This window comes from Sulfurospirillum diekertiae, assembly GCF_002309535.1.
Lineage (GTDB): Bacteria > Campylobacterota > Campylobacteria > Campylobacterales > Sulfurospirillaceae > Sulfurospirillum > Sulfurospirillum diekertiae.
Genome location: NZ_CP023275.1, coordinates 2288358 through 2305797, shown reverse-complemented (window position 1 = coordinate 2305797; position 17440 = coordinate 2288358). Strand labels below are relative to the sequence as shown.

Below are 17440 nucleotides of genomic sequence, written 5' to 3'. Positions count from 1 at the left end.
CGATAGAACATTTTCGCAGAGTTCTTGCCTAATCCTGTACAAAATCTTTACATGTAAAGCTAAAGTCGTGTTATCTCTGTGCAATCAGGTAAATGCTTTAGAGATTCTTCAAAGCTTGTATACGTTTGTAAAGCGGTGATGACGATACTTAAAGGTTCGCTCAGGATCTCTTGGAAGTCAATTTCGTGGGATGCTTTGACTTTAAAGGCAAGTTGTTCCAATGGTGGAGAAAATTCCGCGTGGATGCCTTCTTTATTGCCTCTGGCATCCACACGATACCAGCCAAAATCTTTGAGATACAGGGCATTGAGTCCATGCAACGTGTAAGGCTCGCCACCATTGCCCAAAAGGCTGAGTCGTTGGTAGCAAAGGCCTGTAGGAATGCCATTGGCACGACACAATGCTGCTAGAAGATGGCTCTTGGCATAGCACCATCCTGTTTGAAAGGCTAAGACATCGCTAGCTTTACAGGTAATGATGGCATCTTTATGATCTCCCGTATGACGGATCTGATCGCGCACAAAGGTAAAACAGTTTTTGGCAATCTCCACATCGCTTTTAGCGTTCCCTTTTAGCTCCTCTGCTTTCGCTAAAATCGAAGGGTGTTCAAAATCAATGACGAATGAGCTTTGAAGGTAAGCATTCAGTGTCTGTGCCATAAGATTCCTTTAGCGATTGATTAAAAAATCCAGTTCTGGCGAAGTCATTGTCGGAGTAAACTCCGTGATTTCATAGGTTGCTACAGAATGAATGTAAAAAGGGTCATACGCGATAACCGCTTCAATCTCTGCTTTGCTCGCAGCAAGGGCTAAAATAATGCCACCATTACGGGGATTTTTACGACCTGAGGCTAGGAAGATGCCTTTAGCGTAGTTAGCTTTGAGAAACGCTACATGGGCGCTTAAGTGGGCATCAACTTCTTCGAGGGATTTTTGGTAGGTTAGAGCAATAATAAACATAAAAACTCCTGTTATGAATCACGGATAAAAGATTGCATTTTTTTAGAGAGTGAACTAAAAACAAGGTCGTACGAGTCATCAACCCACTCAAAAATCAAAGTCTCGTCTATGTCGTCTTCACAAATGACTGTATTCCAATGTCTTTTGTTCATATGGTAGCCTGCGATAACGTTTTCATACATTTCACGAAGTTCTCTTGCATAGTAGGGGTCGCATTTGAGATTGATGCGTGGAGCATTGCTTGCTTCATCAATGAGTGCAAAAATCTTGTCGCCAACTTTGTAAACGGCAGTCGTGTTATCGAAGGGGTACTCTTTGATTGCGCCTATGTGGCTGAGGCAGTAGTTATTGAGGATTTCAAAGGTCATTTTATTTGCACCCACAGCTGTTTTCATGGTCATTCACCATCCCACACGCTTGCATGAATGCATAAATCGTGGTGGATCCAACAAACTTGAAACCGCGTTTTTTAAGATCTTTGGTTAAAGCATCGGAAATGGTCGAAGTGCATGCGGCAGTTTTGTAATCGCTTACATCGTTAACAATCGTTTTGCCACCTACGTAATTCCAAAAGTAGGTATCCAGTGAACCGAATTCTTGCACAATACCTTGAAAAAGTTTGGCATTATGAAGGATGGCTTCAATTTTTGGGCGACTTTTGATGACTTCGCCTTCATTTAAAATGCGTTCAACATCCATCTCCCCCATATGCGCCACTTTCTCAAGGACAAAACTAGCAAAAGCATTGCGGTAGCCATCACGTTTTTTTAAAATTGTGAGCCAACTAAGCCCAGCGGATTGGGTTTCTAAGCAAAAGAGTTCAAAGAGGGCTCGATCATCATGCAGAGGTTTTCCCCACTCCTCATCGTGGTATGCCACATAAGTAGGATCGCTTAGTTTTACCCAGCCACAACGTGAAACGTTTTGTGTCATTTTTCTTCTCCTCAAAGAAGTATGTGCTAAAATTGTAACTCAATAGAGTTAACGAACAGGAAATGTAAATGTCCATTCATGTGCTTGAATACATTCAAAAAAATTATAAAGAGCATGCCATTGAAGCCAATGGTGTGGTAATAGCGCGCTATTTTGTAGTGGAAGATCATTACAAAGCCGAAGCATTTATGGAGCAAAATCTTCTCAATATTATCTTAGAAGGTAAAAAAATGCTCCACACGAAAAAGGGTGATGTTGAGGTTAAAGCGGGCGAAGCTTTTTTTCTCTCACGGGGTGAATACGTCATGAGCGAAGTGTGTGAGGGTGGCAATTATGCGTGTTTGCTCATCTTTTTTGATGAGAAGGTCATTGGCAATTGGCTCTCGCCCATTTTGGAGAAAATACCTTTACATGTAAAGATGCTACCCTATCCGTCAGAGCCTTTTTGTAAGATAGAACTGAGCCCGATTATGAAAAGTACGGCACTGTCACTGCTTCCGTTTATCGAGCAAAAACCAGCTTTTGTTGACACGATTTTGATCTTAAAATTGCAAGAGCTTTTACTCTTACTTTTGGGCTCTTCCGAGGGAGCAAAATTGGTCTCTTACTTTCAAACATTGCTACCACGTGGGATTGATCTAAGCGTTTTTATGGAAGAGCATTTTATACAAAACTGGAGTATCCCTGAGTTTGCAAAGCGCAGTGGTCGAAGTTTGAGCGCATTTAAAGCGGAATTTGCCTCACAGTTTCAGACCTCGCCCATGAAGTGGATACTTCAAAAAAGAGTCGAGCGCGCACGTTTTTGCATCGAAAAAGGCAACCTTAGTATTGGCGAAGCGGCATTTAAGGCAGGCTTTAAAAGCCAGTCTCACTTTACGCGTCTTTTTAAAGCAAAACATGAATTCTCTCCTAAAAACCTTATAGGCAAAATATCAAACCTAACAGACTAACTTCAAAATGCTTTTTACATGTAAAATAATCTTTAAATTTTGAGACAAAAGGATTATGAATGAAAATCATACATTGGATAGCTGCTTTCATGTTATCTGGAAGCACGCTCTTAGCAGGTGGCTTTACCCTCTACAGTCATGACCTCGCTGGACAACTTTCTAAAACGGAAGAGTTTTCTGGTTTTGGGTGTGATGGTGCGAATATCTCTCCTGAATTGCATTGGAGTGATGCACCCTCGGGCACGAAAAGTTTTGCCATAACGGTTTATGACCCCGATGCGCCAACAGGCAGTGGTTGGTGGCATTGGGTTGTTTTTAACATTCCATCATCCATCAATGCCCTTCCGACGGATTTTGGCAATGTCAGCAAGTCAGCGACTATTGCGGCTATTCAAAGTATCACCGATTATGGCAAGACGGGATTTGGTGGAGCATGTCCTCCTAAAGGCGATAAAGCACATCGTTATATTTTTACCGTTTATGCTCTTGGTGTGGATAAACTAGGTCTTGATGAAAAAGCTTCACCTGCACTCGTTGGTTTTATGCTCAATGCCAATACTCTTGCGAAAGCAACACTGGTTTCATACTATCAACGTTAAAAAGTGAAAGGAAAAAGTGTAAAAGAGATAAAAAAACTCCTATTAACTTTTTATTTACAAAAGATTAACAGAGCGTTTAAACAACTCCCCTATACTTTCACTACCAAGACAATTACCTCCTTTTTGTGTATCACTTAACAACTTTAAAAATCAGCTTCCAGATTGCCCGGTCTGGAAGCTTTTTTTATGCCTAATTTTAAAATAAAAGCTTTTTCATGCTGAAGCCTAATATGTTATAATCCCTCCATGAAAACACTTTTACTTACTCTTTTTTTCTTTACATGTAATGTTTTAGCCAGTACGCTACATCTTGCTATTTCCGCCAATCCTAGTCGTCTCAATCCTATTGTCTCAACCGATAAAACGAGCTCAGATGTCGCGCAGTGGATTTTTAATGGACTCATTAAATACGATAAAGATGCGAATATTGTTCCGGATCTTGCACAAAGTTACCATTTTGTGGATGATACCACACTGATTTTTGAGCTTAAAAAAGATGTCACATGGAGTGATGGAGTCCCTTTTACGGCCAAAGATGTACTTTTCACCTATGAAACGATTATCTCCCCTAAAATCTTTACACCGTACTCTTCAGGCTTTATGCACATTTTACATGTAAAGATGTTAGATGAGTTTACGGTAGAAGTGAAATATAAATATCCCTACTTTAAAGCGCTCGAAGTTTGGATGATGGAGATATTGCCAGAGCATCTGCTTAAAAATGAAGCGGATTTGATGACCAGTAAATTTAATCAAGCGCCCATTGGTACAGGCCCTTATACGTTGAGTCAGTTTAACATCTCAAAAGACATCGTTTTAATGGCAAATCCAAGCTATTTTATTCATAAACCTAACCTTGATACGATGGTATTTCACTATCTACCTGATCCTTCTTCTGAATTTCTGATGCTCAAATCCTATCAACTTGATGTTGGTACGCTCACACCTTTGCAATTAGAGCGTCAAATTGATGAGGATTTTCGAAAACATTACAGCGTTAATGAAGACATTGCCCATATTTTTTCGTATATGGGATTTAATTTAAAATCTGAGAAATTTAAAGACCCTAGAGTGCGTGAAGCGCTCTCATTAGCCATTGATCGTCAAGAGCTCGTCGATATTCTCTATTTTGGTCATGGAAAAGTGTGTACAGGACCTTTTTTACCAGGAACGGGAGCTTTTAATGAAGCAGTCGATGCACCAAAACCTGATATTGCAAAAGCAAAAGCGCTTCTCAAAGAGGCAGGGTATGATGAGACACATCCCTTTGAGTTTGAACTGAGCACGAGTGCCAATGGCAGTGGTAGTTACTCCGCACAAATTCTTCAGCATCAGCTCAAAAAAGCAGGTGTGGTGATGAAGCTTCGCATCATGGAGTGGCAAGCGTTTTTAAATACTGTGATTACGCCGCGTCATTTTGAAGCCGTTTTGATGGGGTGGTCATTAGGGCTAAAACCCGACGCCTACAGCATTTGGCACAGTGAATCTATGCGCAAAGGCGGATTCAATTTCATAGGCTATGAAAATGCCGAGGTCGATCAGCTTATTAAACAAGCAGAACAGATCGTTGATCAAGAAAAATTCGATGCCATTTATCGAGAAATTTTTGCCAAAATTGTTGCAGAGAATCCTTACCTTTTTTTAGTGATTCCTAATTCTATTACAGTGGTCAATAAAGAGATCACACCTGTCTCAACCTCTATAATTGGGGTTATGCACAATACTATTGATTGGATTAAACCATAAATTTAAGACTTAATTGCCAAAACTTGTGTTATAATTCGGGTCTTCACATATGAAATCTTAGAAATATTAGTTTAAAGGAATAAAAATGAAAAAAACTTTATTTTCATTGGCGGCATTAGCATCTTTGGCGTTTGCAGCACCAACTGCATACAATTACGAGGTAACACCAACTATTGGTGGTGTTTTACCAGAGGGCAATCTTGATCTTAAAAGTCAATTGACTTATGGTTTAAGATTTGGTATCAACCTTGACAACACGATTATCAATCAAGTTGAACTTGGTTACGATAGATCAGATAATGTTGACTATAAAGCGGGTAGAACAGACAGTACAGATTTTAATCGTTACTATGCTAACTTGGTTAAAGAGTACAAAATTACTCCAGAAGCTGCATTGTATGCTTTAGTCGGTCTTGGTTATGAAGATGTAACAAATGCACAACTTGAAAACAGAGATAGCATGTTTGCACAATACGGTGGTGGTGTAAAATACTGGGTAACGGATAATTTTGCGCTTAAAGCTGAAGTTCGTCATGCCATTAAATTCCAAGGTGGCGACAATGAAATGTTCTACAGCCTAGGCTTTACCATTCCATTTGGTGCAAAATCTGCTCCAGTTGCCGTTGTTAAACCTGAGCCAAAACCAGCTCCAGTTGTCGTAAAAGCTCCAATTGATAGCGATGGCGATGGTGTAACAGATGATAAAGATAAATGTCCAAATACTCCAAAAGGTACTGTGGTTGACGCTGATGGTTGTCCAAAAATCATTCGTTTACATGTACAATTTGATTTCGACAAATCAACTGTAAAACCAGCATTTATGCCTGAGATTCAAAAAGTAGCTGATTTTATGAAACAAAACCCAGGATACAGTGTTGTTCTTGAAGGTCATACTGACTCTAAAGGTAGCGACGCATACAACATGAAACTTTCAGACCAACGTGCAAAAGCAGTTGCTAAAGCACTTGAAAGCCTTGGCGTTTCTGCAGCAAAAGTAACTACAGAGGCATTTGGTGAGAGTAAACCTGTTGCTTCAAATGATACAGATGCTGGACGTGCTGAAAACAGAAGAGTTGACGCCGTTTTCAAAAAATAATTTAGGATCGTAGCGTGCATATGGATTTGAGCTGGGCAGTCGTTGTCAATTTTGTTACTCTTTATGGGGTGAAAGTACTTGCTTCTTTACTGATCTTTTTCATCGGTAAAAAAATAGCCTCTCTTTTAACAACCGTAGTTGTTAAAGGGATGCGCAAGTCAAAGATTGATGAGACAATTACCAGCTTCTTTTCCAATGTGATCTATTTTGGTCTTTTGGTGGTGATAATCCTAGCAGCGCTAAGCAACCTAGGCATTAACACCACTTCCTTCTTAGCCGTTCTGGGAACAGCAGGACTAGCAATAGGCCTTGCACTTCAAGGTACACTTTCTAATGTAGGTGCTGGTATTTTACTGGTATTCTTCCGTCCTTTCAAAATCGGACATTCTGTACAAATCGCTGGTGAAAATGGCACAGTTGAAGAGTTGAACCTCTTTAGCGTCATTCTTAAAACAGCGGATAATAAACAGATTATCATTCCTAACTCTGCTGTGATTGGTAAAAATATAACCAACTTTTCCGCTAAAGCAACCAGACGTATTGATATGACCTTTAATATTGGTTATGAAGATGATCTTCGCCTTGCTAAAGTGACATTGCAAGAGATTGTTGATAACGAGCCAAGAGTCCTTAATGAACCTTCCCCTTTTGTAGCTGTTGGCGAATTAGCGCAAAATAGTGTAAAACTCATTGTGCGTGTATGGGTCAAAACGGAAGATTATTCTATTGTCAGTTTTGATATTTTTGAAAAAGTAAAATTGGCGTTTGATGAAAAGAGGATAAGTATTCCTCACCCTCTCTTACCCGAAGCGTAATTATTTTCCAAATACTTGTTGGATGATTGAACTTCCACTTGCAAGTGGATTGCTACGAAGTGCTTTTTCTTTCTCTGCGATCATATAAAAAAGACCATCCAGTGTTTTACGACCAATATAATCTTCAATACTCTCATCTCCACTTGGCACTGAATCCCCCATTCCCAATCCTTTTGCAATGGATGAAGCTTGTCCCATTAAAGCATTATTTGAAGCGCCCGCTACTGGATTACTACCGCCTGCAAAACCTTTAAGACTTTGATAAGAGCTCATCACTTGACTCTCGTTCATACTCTCTTTGATGATCGGCATAATGGCACTGAGAAGTTTTGTCCCAGCTTTAGTTTTAAAGTAATCGGTTGCCGCTGTGTTACTACCTTTTACGATGGCGTTCGCATCTTCAATACTCATGGCTGAAATCGTATCGCTAAAGATAGAAGCTGTTTTTGGAACTGATTTTGATGCAGCACTGTTCATCGTTTTAACAAAGTCGTCTACATAGCTTTTCCCACCTAGTTTTTCTGCCGCAGTGGCAACGGGTTTTATGGATGCTGGCAGTGGAATTTTGACAGCACTGTTATTTAAAAACCCTCCTTCTTTTCCCAAAAGTGAAACGGCTTGTTGGGCACCAAGACTCAGGGCTTCTTTGACGCCTGAAGTGGCACTGCTTTGCGAGGTTGTTGAACTACTTGAGGCAGTTGTTTTAGATGTGGATGTGGCACTGACAGCAGTATTGACCGCATCTTGCCAATTCGCAGCACACAGCAAAAGCGGTGCCAAAAGAATCAGTTTTTTGGATAACATGTTTCTCCTTTTTAAGGTTATGAAAGTCTATCATTTTTAAAACAACAAAATCTACCAACACGTATAAAAATTTTGTGGTTGGTAGATTTTTAGATTTTTGTCATAATTTTAAAAACCATCTCTTGTCTATGAAACAAGTCCTATCCATTTCCAATACGTTGCAGCGAGCAACAAGATCAAGCCATAAGCGATAATCGTCAGTGGAATACCCGTCTTAATAAACTCTTTTACCGTAAAGGTATCGGTTCCATAGGCTATCATATTTTGTGGAGCATTGACAGGTAAAATAAAACCAAAACTAATAACATATTGTAAAATCATGGTCATGCCAATGATATTGAGTCCTGGTGTTTTAACTTCTTGTAGCATGGATATGACAATAGGAATCATGGCCGCTGCCAAAGCGGTTGCTGATGCAAAACCTAAATGAATAATGATCAAAAAAAGTGCCAAAATAGCCAGTATCATAAATGCAGAAGAGTATGAAAGTCCAAAAAATGGAACGATGGACTTTGCTAGCCAAACACCCGCTTTTGTTGATATGATAGCACTTCCTAAACTGATACCCACTCCAAACAAGAAAAGTGTTCCCCAAGCCATCTTTTTACTGGCATCTTCCCACGTTAAGATATCAATTTTAGGTAAAAACATCAAAGTAACAGCGACAACAGTAATAGAGGAAGTGTCAAAACGATGAATTAACGTATTTTCCAAATCACCTTTTATGCCAAAATCGCCAAACGTTTTCTGCTCCAACACCCAAAAGAGCAATAAAAATACAGAAATGATAACAAGTTTGATTTCTTGTGTTGTAATTTTTCCTAAAGCTTCCAGTGCTTGTTTAATAACGGCTTTTCCTCCTTCAATCTCTTTGACTTCAGGTGGCATGATTTTTAGAAGAACAAAATAAAGTGCAATAGACATCAAAACGGCAAAAGGTAAAGCCGCAACAAACCATGCACCCCAACTAATGTCATGTCCTAAAATCTGTTTAATGAAGTTCGTTGCAATCATGTTTTGTGCAGCGGCCGTTTTGACACCCACATTCCAAATGCTATCAGCTTGTGCAATCGCTATCATTAAAACGGCTGCAAATTTAGTACGTTTTTCGATACCAAAAGCTGAAATGACACCCATAACAATCGGTACCATACACGCAACTCTAGCGGTAGTTGATGGTACAAAAAAGCTAAGAATACACCCTGTCAAAATGATGCCGATTAAAATGCGATTTGTTTTGGCGCCAACTAAAGAGAGAATATTAAGAGCAATTCTTTTATCAAGTCCTGTTTTCATCATGGCAATAGAAATAACAAGAGCCGCTCCAACCAATGCCCAAGCCGTATTTGAGAATCCACCTAATGACATTGTCAATGCCTTAGATGTACCGATATATTTTTCCGGTTGTGCCATGTCTGGTGCAAAACCAAGAAGTAATACCATCAATGTTATGATGATCGCTGCACTCACTGGATAAGAAGTACATTCCGTCATCCAAAGAATAACAGAGAAAACTAAAAGACCTAGCATTCTATGCCCTGCTATGGTTAGTCCCTCTGGTGTTGGCAATGCAATGATAATACATAAAATTATCAAAGATACAAACAAGCCATACTGTTTTAAAAAAGCGCCCATTCTAAACCTCCTTAAATTAAAATAAACATTCATTACTCAATTATATGTTGTATTACACAAAAATGATATAAATTTGATAATACTTTTACTCATAACTATTTAAAGTGTTTAAATTAACCCAAACTGCTAGTACAACAAGAAGCTTTATTGTTTTACTAGCAGTTTGGGTTATAATAATACTTTACATGTAAAAGAAGGATTAATGAAAAAATGAAAACGATTTTATTTGATTTAGATGGTACATTGATCGACTCAACAGACGCTATTTTGGAAAGTTTTGGGGTCGCATATGAAACATTTGGACGTGTTATCCCTGAAGATGAACAGATCAAAAAGTTGATCGGGCATCCTTTGGATTTGATGTTTACTATGTTGGGAGTTGACTCTTTGGAGGCTGATGATTATGTTATGGCTTACAAAGAGCATTACAGGCTTATTTCTCGTAAAAAAACAACACTTTTACCCCTTGCTATCGAGGCGATTAGGCATGCTTCTAAAATTGCGACTCTGGGCATTGTGACGACAAAAACGGCACGTTATTCCGAAGAGATTTTGGAGCACTTAGGCGTTATGCATCATTTTAAAGTCTTGATTGGACGAGAAAGCGTGACCCACCCAAAACCACACCCTGAACCTATTCAAAAAGCACTAATAGCACTCAATGCTGATTTGGAACAAACCTGGATGATAGGCGATACTCCAATGGACCTTATTTGTGCTAAAGAGGCGGGCATTAAAGGTATTGGTGTGTTGTGTGGTTACAGCACAAAATACGAACTTGAAAAGCATACTTCTTTCGTTGTTCGTGATGCGCTTGATGCCGTTAAAATGATTGCTGAACAGTGATGATTTTGTTATAAAATTGGTAAATAATGTTGCGAAAATAGTAGTTAATGTAACAGTTCTTAACTTTTTTCATTTATGAGTTATTAAGAGAATGCTAAGTAGAATGAGAAATCATCACAGATGAATATATGAATGATATTATAAATTAAGGGGCATTTAATGGCTAAAGTCATGAAAACTATGGATGGTAACGAAGCTGCTGCATACGCATCTTACGCTTTTACCGAAGTTGCTGGTATTTACCCAATTACACCTTCTTCCCCAATGGCGGACTTTACTGACATTTGGGCAAGTCAAGGCAAAAAAAACTTATTTGGTATGCCCGTAAAAGTTGTTGAGATGCAAAGCGAAGGTGGTGCTGCCGGAACTGTACATGGTTCTCTCCAAGCCGGTGCACTTACGACAACGTATACAGCATCTCAAGGACTGTTACTTAAAATCCCAAATATGTATAAAATGGCAGGTGGATTACTTCCAAGTGTTATCCATGTTGCTGCTCGAACACTCGCTACCCATGCACTTTCTATTTTTGGCGATCATCAGGACGTTTATGCTGCCCGTCAAACAGGTTATGCGATGCTTTCATCAGGTTCTGTTCAACAAGTTATGGATTTAGCGGGAGTTGCTCATTTATCAGCAATTCAAGGAAGAGTTCCTTTTATGCATTTTTTCGATGGTTTCAGAACTTCACACGAGATCCAAAAAATTGAAGTAATGGACTATGCCGTTTTTGATAGATTACTTGATAAAAAAGCAGTACAACGTTTCCGTGACGAAGCGCTCAATCCTGAGTCTCCAAAAACAAGAGGAACAGCACAAAACGACGATATTTATTTCCAAGGCAGAGAAGCACAAAATAAATTTTATGACGCATTGCCTGACATCGTAGCGCACTATATGGCAGAAATCTCAAAAGAGACAGGACGTGAGTACAAACCTTTCACTTATTATGGTGCCAAAGATGCAGATCGTATTATTGTAGCAATGGGCTCTGTAACAGAGTGTTTGAAAGAGACGATTGATTATTTAATGAGTAAAGGTGAAAAAGTTGGTTTGATCACACCCCATCTTTACCGCCCATTTAGTATCAAATACTTGATGGACGTTATGCCAGAATCCGTTAAAAAAATTGCTGTATTAGACAGAACCAAAGAGTCAGGATCTATCGGTGAGCCATTGTTCCTTGATATGAGAGCGGCTTTCTATGGTCATAAAAATGCTCCTATTATTGTGGGTGGACGCTATGGTCTCTCTTCAAAAGACGTTGATCCAGCACAAATGCTAGCTGTTTATGAAAACCTCAAATTAGAAAACCCTAAAAATGACTTTACCATCGGTATCGTTGATGACGTTACCTTTAAATCACTTGACGTCAAAGAAAAAATTAGTTTGGGTGACGCTGAAACGAAAGAGTGCTTATTCTATGGTTTGGGTGCTGATGGTACGGTAGGTGCTAACAAAAGTTCTATTAAAATCATTGGTGATGAGACTGACATGTATGCCCAAGCATACTTTGCGTATGACTCTAAAAAATCAGGCGGTTTTACACGCTCTCACTTACGTTTTGGTAAAAAACCAATTCGCTCAACTTACCTCGTTTCAAATCCACATTTCGTAGCCTGTTCTGTTGCAGCATACCTTGAGTTGTATGAGGTTGTGGATGGAATTAGAGAGAATGGAACATTCCTTCTGAACTCAATTTGGGATGCAGAAGAGACCGTCAAAAGAATTCCAAATCGTGTTAAAAAAATCTTAGCGAACAAAAAAGCTAAGTTTTATATTATCAATGCAACCAAACTTGCACATGATATTGGTTTGGGTAACAGAAGCAATACCATCATGCAATCAGCGTTCTTTAAACTTGCTGAAATCATTGATTTTGAACAAGCTCAAACCTTTATGAAAAAACAAGCGTATAAGTCTTACCACAAGAAAGGTGAGCAGATTGTTGAGTTGAACTACAAAGCGATTGATGTAGGCGCTAATGGATTGATTAAAGTTGACGTTGACCCTTCGTGGGCAAACCTCCCTGATGATGTTAAAAAAGAAGACAGCAAATACGTTGGAACAGAATTTGTTGAAAAAATTGCAAAACCCATCAATGCTGCTCGAGGGGATAGCTTACCTGTTTCTACTTTCAAAGGTTATGAAGATGGTACCTTTGAGCATGGAACTACAGAGTATGAAAAACGTGGTGTGGGTGTTATGGTTCCAAAATGGATCGAAGAAAATTGTATCCAATGTAATCAATGTGCCTTTGTTTGTCCACATGCCGTTATTCGCCCATTCCTTATCAATGATGCAGAGTTTGCCGATGCTCCTGAAGGTGTTAAAGCACATGCTCTTGAAGCCAAAGGTAAAGAGCTTAAAGGCTTAAAATATAAAATCCAAGTCTCTTCACTGGATTGTACAGGCTGTGACCTATGTGCAGAAGCGTGCCCAACCAAAGAAAAATCACTCGTAATGGTTCCACTCGGTGAGAGTCTTGAAGCCGGCGAGCAAGTCAATGCGGATTACCTCTTCAAAAAAGTAACCTACAAAGATGATATTCTCTCTAAAAGCACGGTTAAGGGCGCACAATTTGCTCAACCACTCTTTGAGTTCCATGGCGCATGTCCAGGTTGTGGAGAGACTCCTTATATCACACTCGCAACCAGACTTTTTGGTGACAGTATGATGATTGCTAACGCAACAGGTTGTTCATCCATTTATGGTGGTTCAGCTCCTTCAACACCGTATCGCAAAAATTCTGAAGGGCATGGTCCAGCATGGGGTAATTCACTCTTTGAAGACAATGCAGAGTTTGGTCTAGGTATGCATGTGGCTACGGAAACAATGCGTCATAGAATTCACTCTGTGATGGATGATTCGATTAAGACAGCACCTAATGCCATTGCTGCACTCTACAAAGACTGGATTGAATTCAGAGACGATCGCGTAAAAAGCACTGAAATTCGCAATCTTCTTGTTCCTTTATTGGAAGCAAATCCAACAGCAGCGGGTGCTGATGTGATCTTAAGCCTCAAACAGTACATTTCTAAAAAATCTCAATGGATTTTTGGTGGAGATGGTTGGGCATATGACATCGGTTACGGCGGACTTGACCATGTTATCGCAAGCGGCGAAGATGTTAACATTTTGGTTCTTGATACCGAAGTTTACTCTAACACGGGCGGTCAAAGCTCAAAATCTTCTCGTGCAGGTTCTATCGCGCAGTTTACAGCAGCAGGAAAACCTAGCCAGAAAAAAGACCTTGGCTACATTGCGATGACATACGGTAATGTCTTTGTTGCACAGATTAACTCTAATGCCTCTGCGGCACAAACGATTAAAGCGTTTGAAGCAGCGGAAGCGTATCCGGGTGTTTCTCTCATCATCGCGTATTCTCCATGTATTGCACATGGTATTAAAGGCGGTCTTGGAAAATCTGGTAACCAAGGTGAACTTGCAACTAAATGTGGTTACTGGCCAATTTATACCTACGACCCACGTTTGGAAGCTGAAGGTAAAAACCCTGTTAAAATTACGGGAAAAGAGCCTGATTGGTCATTGTATGATGATTTCTTGATGAACGAAGTACGTTATGCGTCACTTAAAAAGTCAAATCCAGAACATGCACAAGCACTCTTTGAGCACAATAAAAAAGATGCGCAACGTAGATGGAGACAGTTAAATCGTCTTGCAAGTGCTGATTTTTCAAATGAATTAGTTGAGGTAAAAGAGGGCGAATAAGCCCCTTTTACATGTAAAGGCAAGAAAGTAATTTCTTGCCTTTTTTAGTTTTTAATTTCTGCTGCCACTTGTGCGTTTGATTTGACAACCTCACCACTTCCATGAATAATATGTGGAATACAGCTAGTACAAACATGAATCTCTTCACCATTTTTCATTGCTTTAATAAAAACAGCACCTTCACTTTCCTCACTGGTTCTTAGGCAGACATTGCACACTTGAATATTGTTGATTTCCATAAAAAGCTCCTTGTTAAATTTGGCGTATTATAGTTAAAAAAAAACAAGAAAAGATTGAGCGAGATCAAGGTTTACATGTAAGCTTTTGTTGAATGATGAAGGCGTATTTCTGTCAATAACATTGACAAGCGTTCGTAACCTAGTATAAGACAACCCAAAGAGTTTTTTATGAGCGTAAAAGTGTTTGTAAAAATGTCTATAAAAACAGAACCACACTTACCATTGCATCAATGCCAATGTCTACAGGCTCTTTTCCAATGAGTCTGGCGCTATTTTTGACTTGAAAGATTATTTGACTGAGTAATGATTCAAAATTAAAGTTGGAAGGATCCAAAATGCTCTCTTTATGATTTTTGATAGACGCAAGATTTTGGATCATCTCCCAAGAGGGCTGTTCTCCTGTATGCAGTCTATTTTGGAACTCGATTTGCCAGTTATTTTGCCATGTTAAAAAAAGGAAGGTATCGTTTTTATCTTTGGCTGTTTTAACTTTCCATTTAACTACTTCAAGGTAATAGTAGAGCTTTTTAAAAGCTTCTTGATCATATGCGAGTGTAGTAATTTGGTGACCTTCTCCGATTTTATACGTCTCCCAGATCAATTTATAAAGTCCAATGATAAGAAAATCATTCCGATCGGGAATATTACTATTTTTATCAAACGCTATACGCAAATAGTCATCGTATGATTTAAGATATACTCCGTTGTATTTCATACGAATACTGTTTTGAGAGGTGCGCATTTCGTTAGCGATGAAGCTTTGACTCTCTTTGCTGTAACTTTTTGGATTGCGAAGGTCAAGTTTTTCTTTATAGACGATAAGATTTTCAATGACCTTGCTGTAGTCGTAATGTAACGATGTAGCCCCATGAGATTGGAACACTTCGCCTATTTTTTCTTGGGGATTTGTAGTGGTTGTAGCGCAACCGTAAAAGAGAAAAAGCAAGAAAAAGCAGAGTCTACTCATCCAAGATTTCCTTTCCCTTTTTGATCTGCTTTTTGATGATTTTAATGCTATCGTGGATGGCTTCACGTTTGATGAGATCACTCTCGTCTTTGAGCTCTTTTTTAAGGGTGATGCGTCTGAGTTTGAGCTTTTGAAGGAGTTCTTTAATCGTCTGTTTTTTTGTTCCCGCTTCATCGGGGGTAGATATACCAAATAAGGCTTTGACTGAGTGGATAAATTTCAAACCGTTCATGAAGTGCTCCTTTGCTCGGTTGAATGTGTTAAATCCGTGATTTCGGATTCATTTAAGATCAACGCTTCTCGACCTTCACTTGATTGTGTATCCGCATGGATGAAAAGAGTATGTGCGACTTTTGTCAGTTCTGACACAATCGTATAAGCGTATGTCGTATCATTCATCAGAGAGGTTGCCATGGTGTAAGTAATTTTATTCGTACGAATGAGATTATCGAGCGATTTATTGGCGGCAATGTCATATTTTTGAGCATCCAGTTGAAGTTTACTGAGAAGCAAAATAGCAACATCTTCTTCGGTAGTGTTGATAATAAGTTGCATGTTCCGTAGATGTTTGATAAGGTTTTTGCGGATATGGTTATACTCTTGCCTGATGTATTCATTGTCTGATTCAAGATAGTAAAGCATGTTTTTTTGCATATGTTTTGAAGCCTTAAAAGCTTCAACCATCCCAAGTGTTGCATTTTTTATGGGTATAAGCTGTCGGTTGCTCTCATCTGAGAATTTACCTTGTGCCAAAATAGCGAAGTTAATAATTTTCCCGTAAATCTCTTTAATACGCAGTTCATAATACTCATCCATATTGACGTGCATAGCTTTATTGCGTCTTATTAAAATATCATCTACTTCCATACCTGAGGTAATATCTTCTTTGGTAACACTCATTCCTTGAGCGATAATGTCAAAAATATTGTTAAAGAGATGCTTGGTCTCTTTAAGCAGAATTGCTTGTGCCGTATCAGGAAAATCAAGTGCTACATCGTTAATAAACAGAACATCATCTCTCTCTTTTTCTGCTGTTTTTTTAGGGATAAACAGCTGGTTTAAAAGAAGGACGAGACCATGCACTAGTGGGGCAAATAAAAGGACGCAGATAAGATTAAAATAGGTGTGATACAGTGCGAGTTTGAGCGTATAGTCGTCTTCGGCAATACCTAAAAAGGGTGCAGTAAAGTCGATGAAACGGATAAATTGCGGTACAAACCAAATCAGTAAAAAGCCTGTGAGACTATTCATTAAAAAATGTGCACCCGCAAGTTTTTTACCTTCGAAGCTTGCTCCCCATGCTCCAATGATGGCAGTAATGGGTGTTCCTAGATTGGCACCAATGGTGAGGGCAATAGCATTTTCATACGTAATCTGAGAAGCGGAAAGGGCTGTGAGAATAAGAACCAGTGAGGCATGCGAAGATTGAGAGATCATCGTCACAGCCATACCAATCAATGCAAAAAGTAGAATTCCTTTAAGCCCATCTGCAGAGTATTGGGTAAGGTCAATGGTCTCCTTAAATGCGTCAAATCCCTCTTTCATGTAAGCGATACCCAAAAAGGAGAAACCCAAGCCAACCAAAGCGTAACCAATACCTTTAAGACGCTTATTTTCTTGAAAAACAAACAAAGTTCCAAAGACCAGCATGGGGAGTGCATACGTGGCAATATTGATTTTTAGTCCTAACCCTGCAATCAGCCAAGCGCCAGTGGTTGTACCAATGTTTCCACCTAGAATGATCCCAATACCTTGCGTCACGCTGATCAGCCCTGCACTGATAAAGGAGATGGCAATGACAGCCACTAATCCACTGGATTGCATCAGTGTGGTAATCACCGTACCAAAGAGAATACTTCGGTAAAGGTTATGCGTAATTTTTTTGAGAAATTGATCGAGGAGTCCACCGACAAAGAAGCGAAATCCCTCTTCTAGGTTTCGCATACCAAACAAAAAGATAGCCACTCCAGCGGTAATATGAAGAATATTGGTACTTTGAAAAAATGCATAGGAGAGCAATAAAATGACGACAATCAGGAGCAGTCGTTTCAAGGTATTCCTTTACATGTAAAGAATTTGAATGGCAAATTATTGTACACTTTTTTATAAAAAAAAAGAA

The 17440-nt window shown here is 39.2% G+C and carries 17 protein-coding genes; 7 read left to right on the top strand and 10 right to left on the bottom strand.

The genetic code is table 11. The annotated features are described in order from the left end of the window. Window positions 1-59: 59 nt before the first annotated feature. From SJPD1_RS11785 to SJPD1_RS11770, 4 genes are read right to left on the bottom strand one after another with little or no spacing between them, the layout of a single operon-like run. A complete protein-coding gene (locus tag SJPD1_RS11785; RefSeq protein ID WP_226372198.1) occupies window positions 60-659 on the bottom strand; it encodes a transglutaminase-like domain-containing protein in 600 nt (199 codons plus the stop codon). Between the two features lie 9 nt (window positions 660-668). Continuing rightward, entirely contained in the window at window positions 669-959 is a 291-nt protein-coding gene (locus tag SJPD1_RS11780) for a YciI family protein (RefSeq protein WP_096047336.1), read from the bottom strand. Between the two features lie 11 nt (window positions 960-970). Continuing rightward, a complete protein-coding gene (locus tag SJPD1_RS11775; protein WP_226372197.1) occupies window positions 971-1354 on the bottom strand; it encodes an MmcQ/YjbR family DNA-binding protein in 384 nt (127 codons plus the stop codon). Further along, window positions 1329-1892, bottom strand: a complete 564-nt coding sequence (locus SJPD1_RS11770; RefSeq protein WP_096047335.1) for a DNA-3-methyladenine glycosylase I — start codon at window positions 1890-1892, stop codon at window positions 1329-1331. The genes SJPD1_RS11775 and SJPD1_RS11770 overlap by 26 nt, the downstream gene beginning before the upstream one ends. Window positions 1893-1960: 68 nt before the next feature. On the opposite strand from SJPD1_RS11770, the gene SJPD1_RS11765 reads away from it, so the two are divergent. The 5 genes from SJPD1_RS11765 (at window position 1961) to SJPD1_RS11745 (ending at window position 7098) form a co-directional block, all read left to right on the top strand. Beyond that, window positions 1961-2842 carry a helix-turn-helix transcriptional regulator gene (locus tag SJPD1_RS11765; protein ID WP_096047334.1) on the top strand — a complete coding sequence of 294 codons (882 nt, stop codon included), beginning with the start codon at window positions 1961-1963 and terminating at the stop codon, window positions 2840-2842. A 59-nt stretch (window positions 2843-2901) separates the two neighbouring features. Beyond that, window positions 2902-3441: a YbhB/YbcL family Raf kinase inhibitor-like protein gene (locus SJPD1_RS11760; protein WP_096047333.1), complete on the top strand. Its 540-nt coding sequence runs from the start codon at window positions 2902-2904 to the stop codon at window positions 3439-3441. Between the two features lie 246 nt (window positions 3442-3687). After that, window positions 3688-5187: a peptide-binding protein gene (locus SJPD1_RS11755; protein WP_096047332.1), complete on the top strand. Its 1500-nt coding sequence runs from the start codon at window positions 3688-3690 to the stop codon at window positions 5185-5187. Between the two features lie 85 nt (window positions 5188-5272). Beyond that, complete coding sequence (locus SJPD1_RS11750; protein ID WP_096047331.1) at window positions 5273-6283, top strand: OmpA family protein; 1011 nt, start codon at window positions 5273-5275, stop codon at window positions 6281-6283. A gap of 20 nt (window positions 6284-6303) precedes the next feature. Beyond that, window positions 6304-7098 (top strand): mechanosensitive ion channel family protein, encoded by a 795-nt coding sequence (locus tag SJPD1_RS11745; RefSeq protein ID WP_096047850.1) that lies wholly within the window; start codon window positions 6304-6306, stop codon window positions 7096-7098. Here the strand turns inward: SJPD1_RS11745 and SJPD1_RS11740 are convergent, their stop codons facing one another. Both SJPD1_RS11740 and SJPD1_RS11735 read right to left on the bottom strand, forming a co-directional pair. Further along, on the bottom strand, window positions 7099-7902 hold the full coding sequence (locus tag SJPD1_RS11740; protein WP_096047330.1) for a DUF4197 domain-containing protein: 804 nt from the start codon (window positions 7900-7902) through the stop codon (window positions 7099-7101). Window positions 7903-8028: 126 nt separating this feature from the next. Then, window positions 8029-9537 (bottom strand): SLC13 family permease, encoded by a 1509-nt coding sequence (locus SJPD1_RS11735; RefSeq protein ID WP_096047329.1) that lies wholly within the window; start codon window positions 9535-9537, stop codon window positions 8029-8031. A gap of 210 nt (window positions 9538-9747) precedes the next feature. Between SJPD1_RS11735 and SJPD1_RS11730 the strand changes: the two genes are divergently transcribed. Together SJPD1_RS11730 and nifJ are read left to right on the top strand one after the other, a co-directional pair. Further along, a complete protein-coding gene (locus SJPD1_RS11730; protein ID WP_096047328.1) occupies window positions 9748-10383 on the top strand; it encodes an HAD family hydrolase in 636 nt (211 codons plus the stop codon). Window positions 10384-10542: 159 nt separating this feature from the next. After that, complete coding sequence (gene nifJ / locus SJPD1_RS11725; protein WP_096047327.1) at window positions 10543-14115, top strand: pyruvate:ferredoxin (flavodoxin) oxidoreductase; 3573 nt, start codon at window positions 10543-10545, stop codon at window positions 14113-14115. Window positions 14116-14159: 44 nt separating this feature from the next. On the opposite strand, the gene SJPD1_RS11720 is transcribed toward nifJ, so the two are convergent. From SJPD1_RS11720 to SJPD1_RS11705, 4 genes are all read right to left on the bottom strand, one after another. Further along, complete coding sequence (locus tag SJPD1_RS11720) at window positions 14160-14354, bottom strand: hypothetical protein (RefSeq protein ID WP_096047326.1); 195 nt, start codon at window positions 14352-14354, stop codon at window positions 14160-14162. Window positions 14355-14550: 196 nt separating this feature from the next. Further along, window positions 14551-15321 (bottom strand): hypothetical protein, encoded by a 771-nt coding sequence (locus tag SJPD1_RS11715; protein ID WP_096047325.1) that lies wholly within the window; start codon window positions 15319-15321, stop codon window positions 14551-14553. After that, window positions 15314-15553, bottom strand: a complete 240-nt coding sequence (locus SJPD1_RS11710; protein ID WP_096047324.1) for a hypothetical protein — start codon at window positions 15551-15553, stop codon at window positions 15314-15316. Before SJPD1_RS11710 ends, SJPD1_RS11715 begins: the two co-directional genes overlap by 8 nt. Further along, on the bottom strand, window positions 15550-17373 hold the full coding sequence (locus SJPD1_RS11705) for a Na/Pi cotransporter family protein (RefSeq protein ID WP_096047323.1): 1824 nt from the start codon (window positions 17371-17373) through the stop codon (window positions 15550-15552). The genes SJPD1_RS11710 and SJPD1_RS11705 overlap by 4 nt, the downstream gene beginning before the upstream one ends. Window positions 17374-17440: the final 67 nt, after the last annotated feature.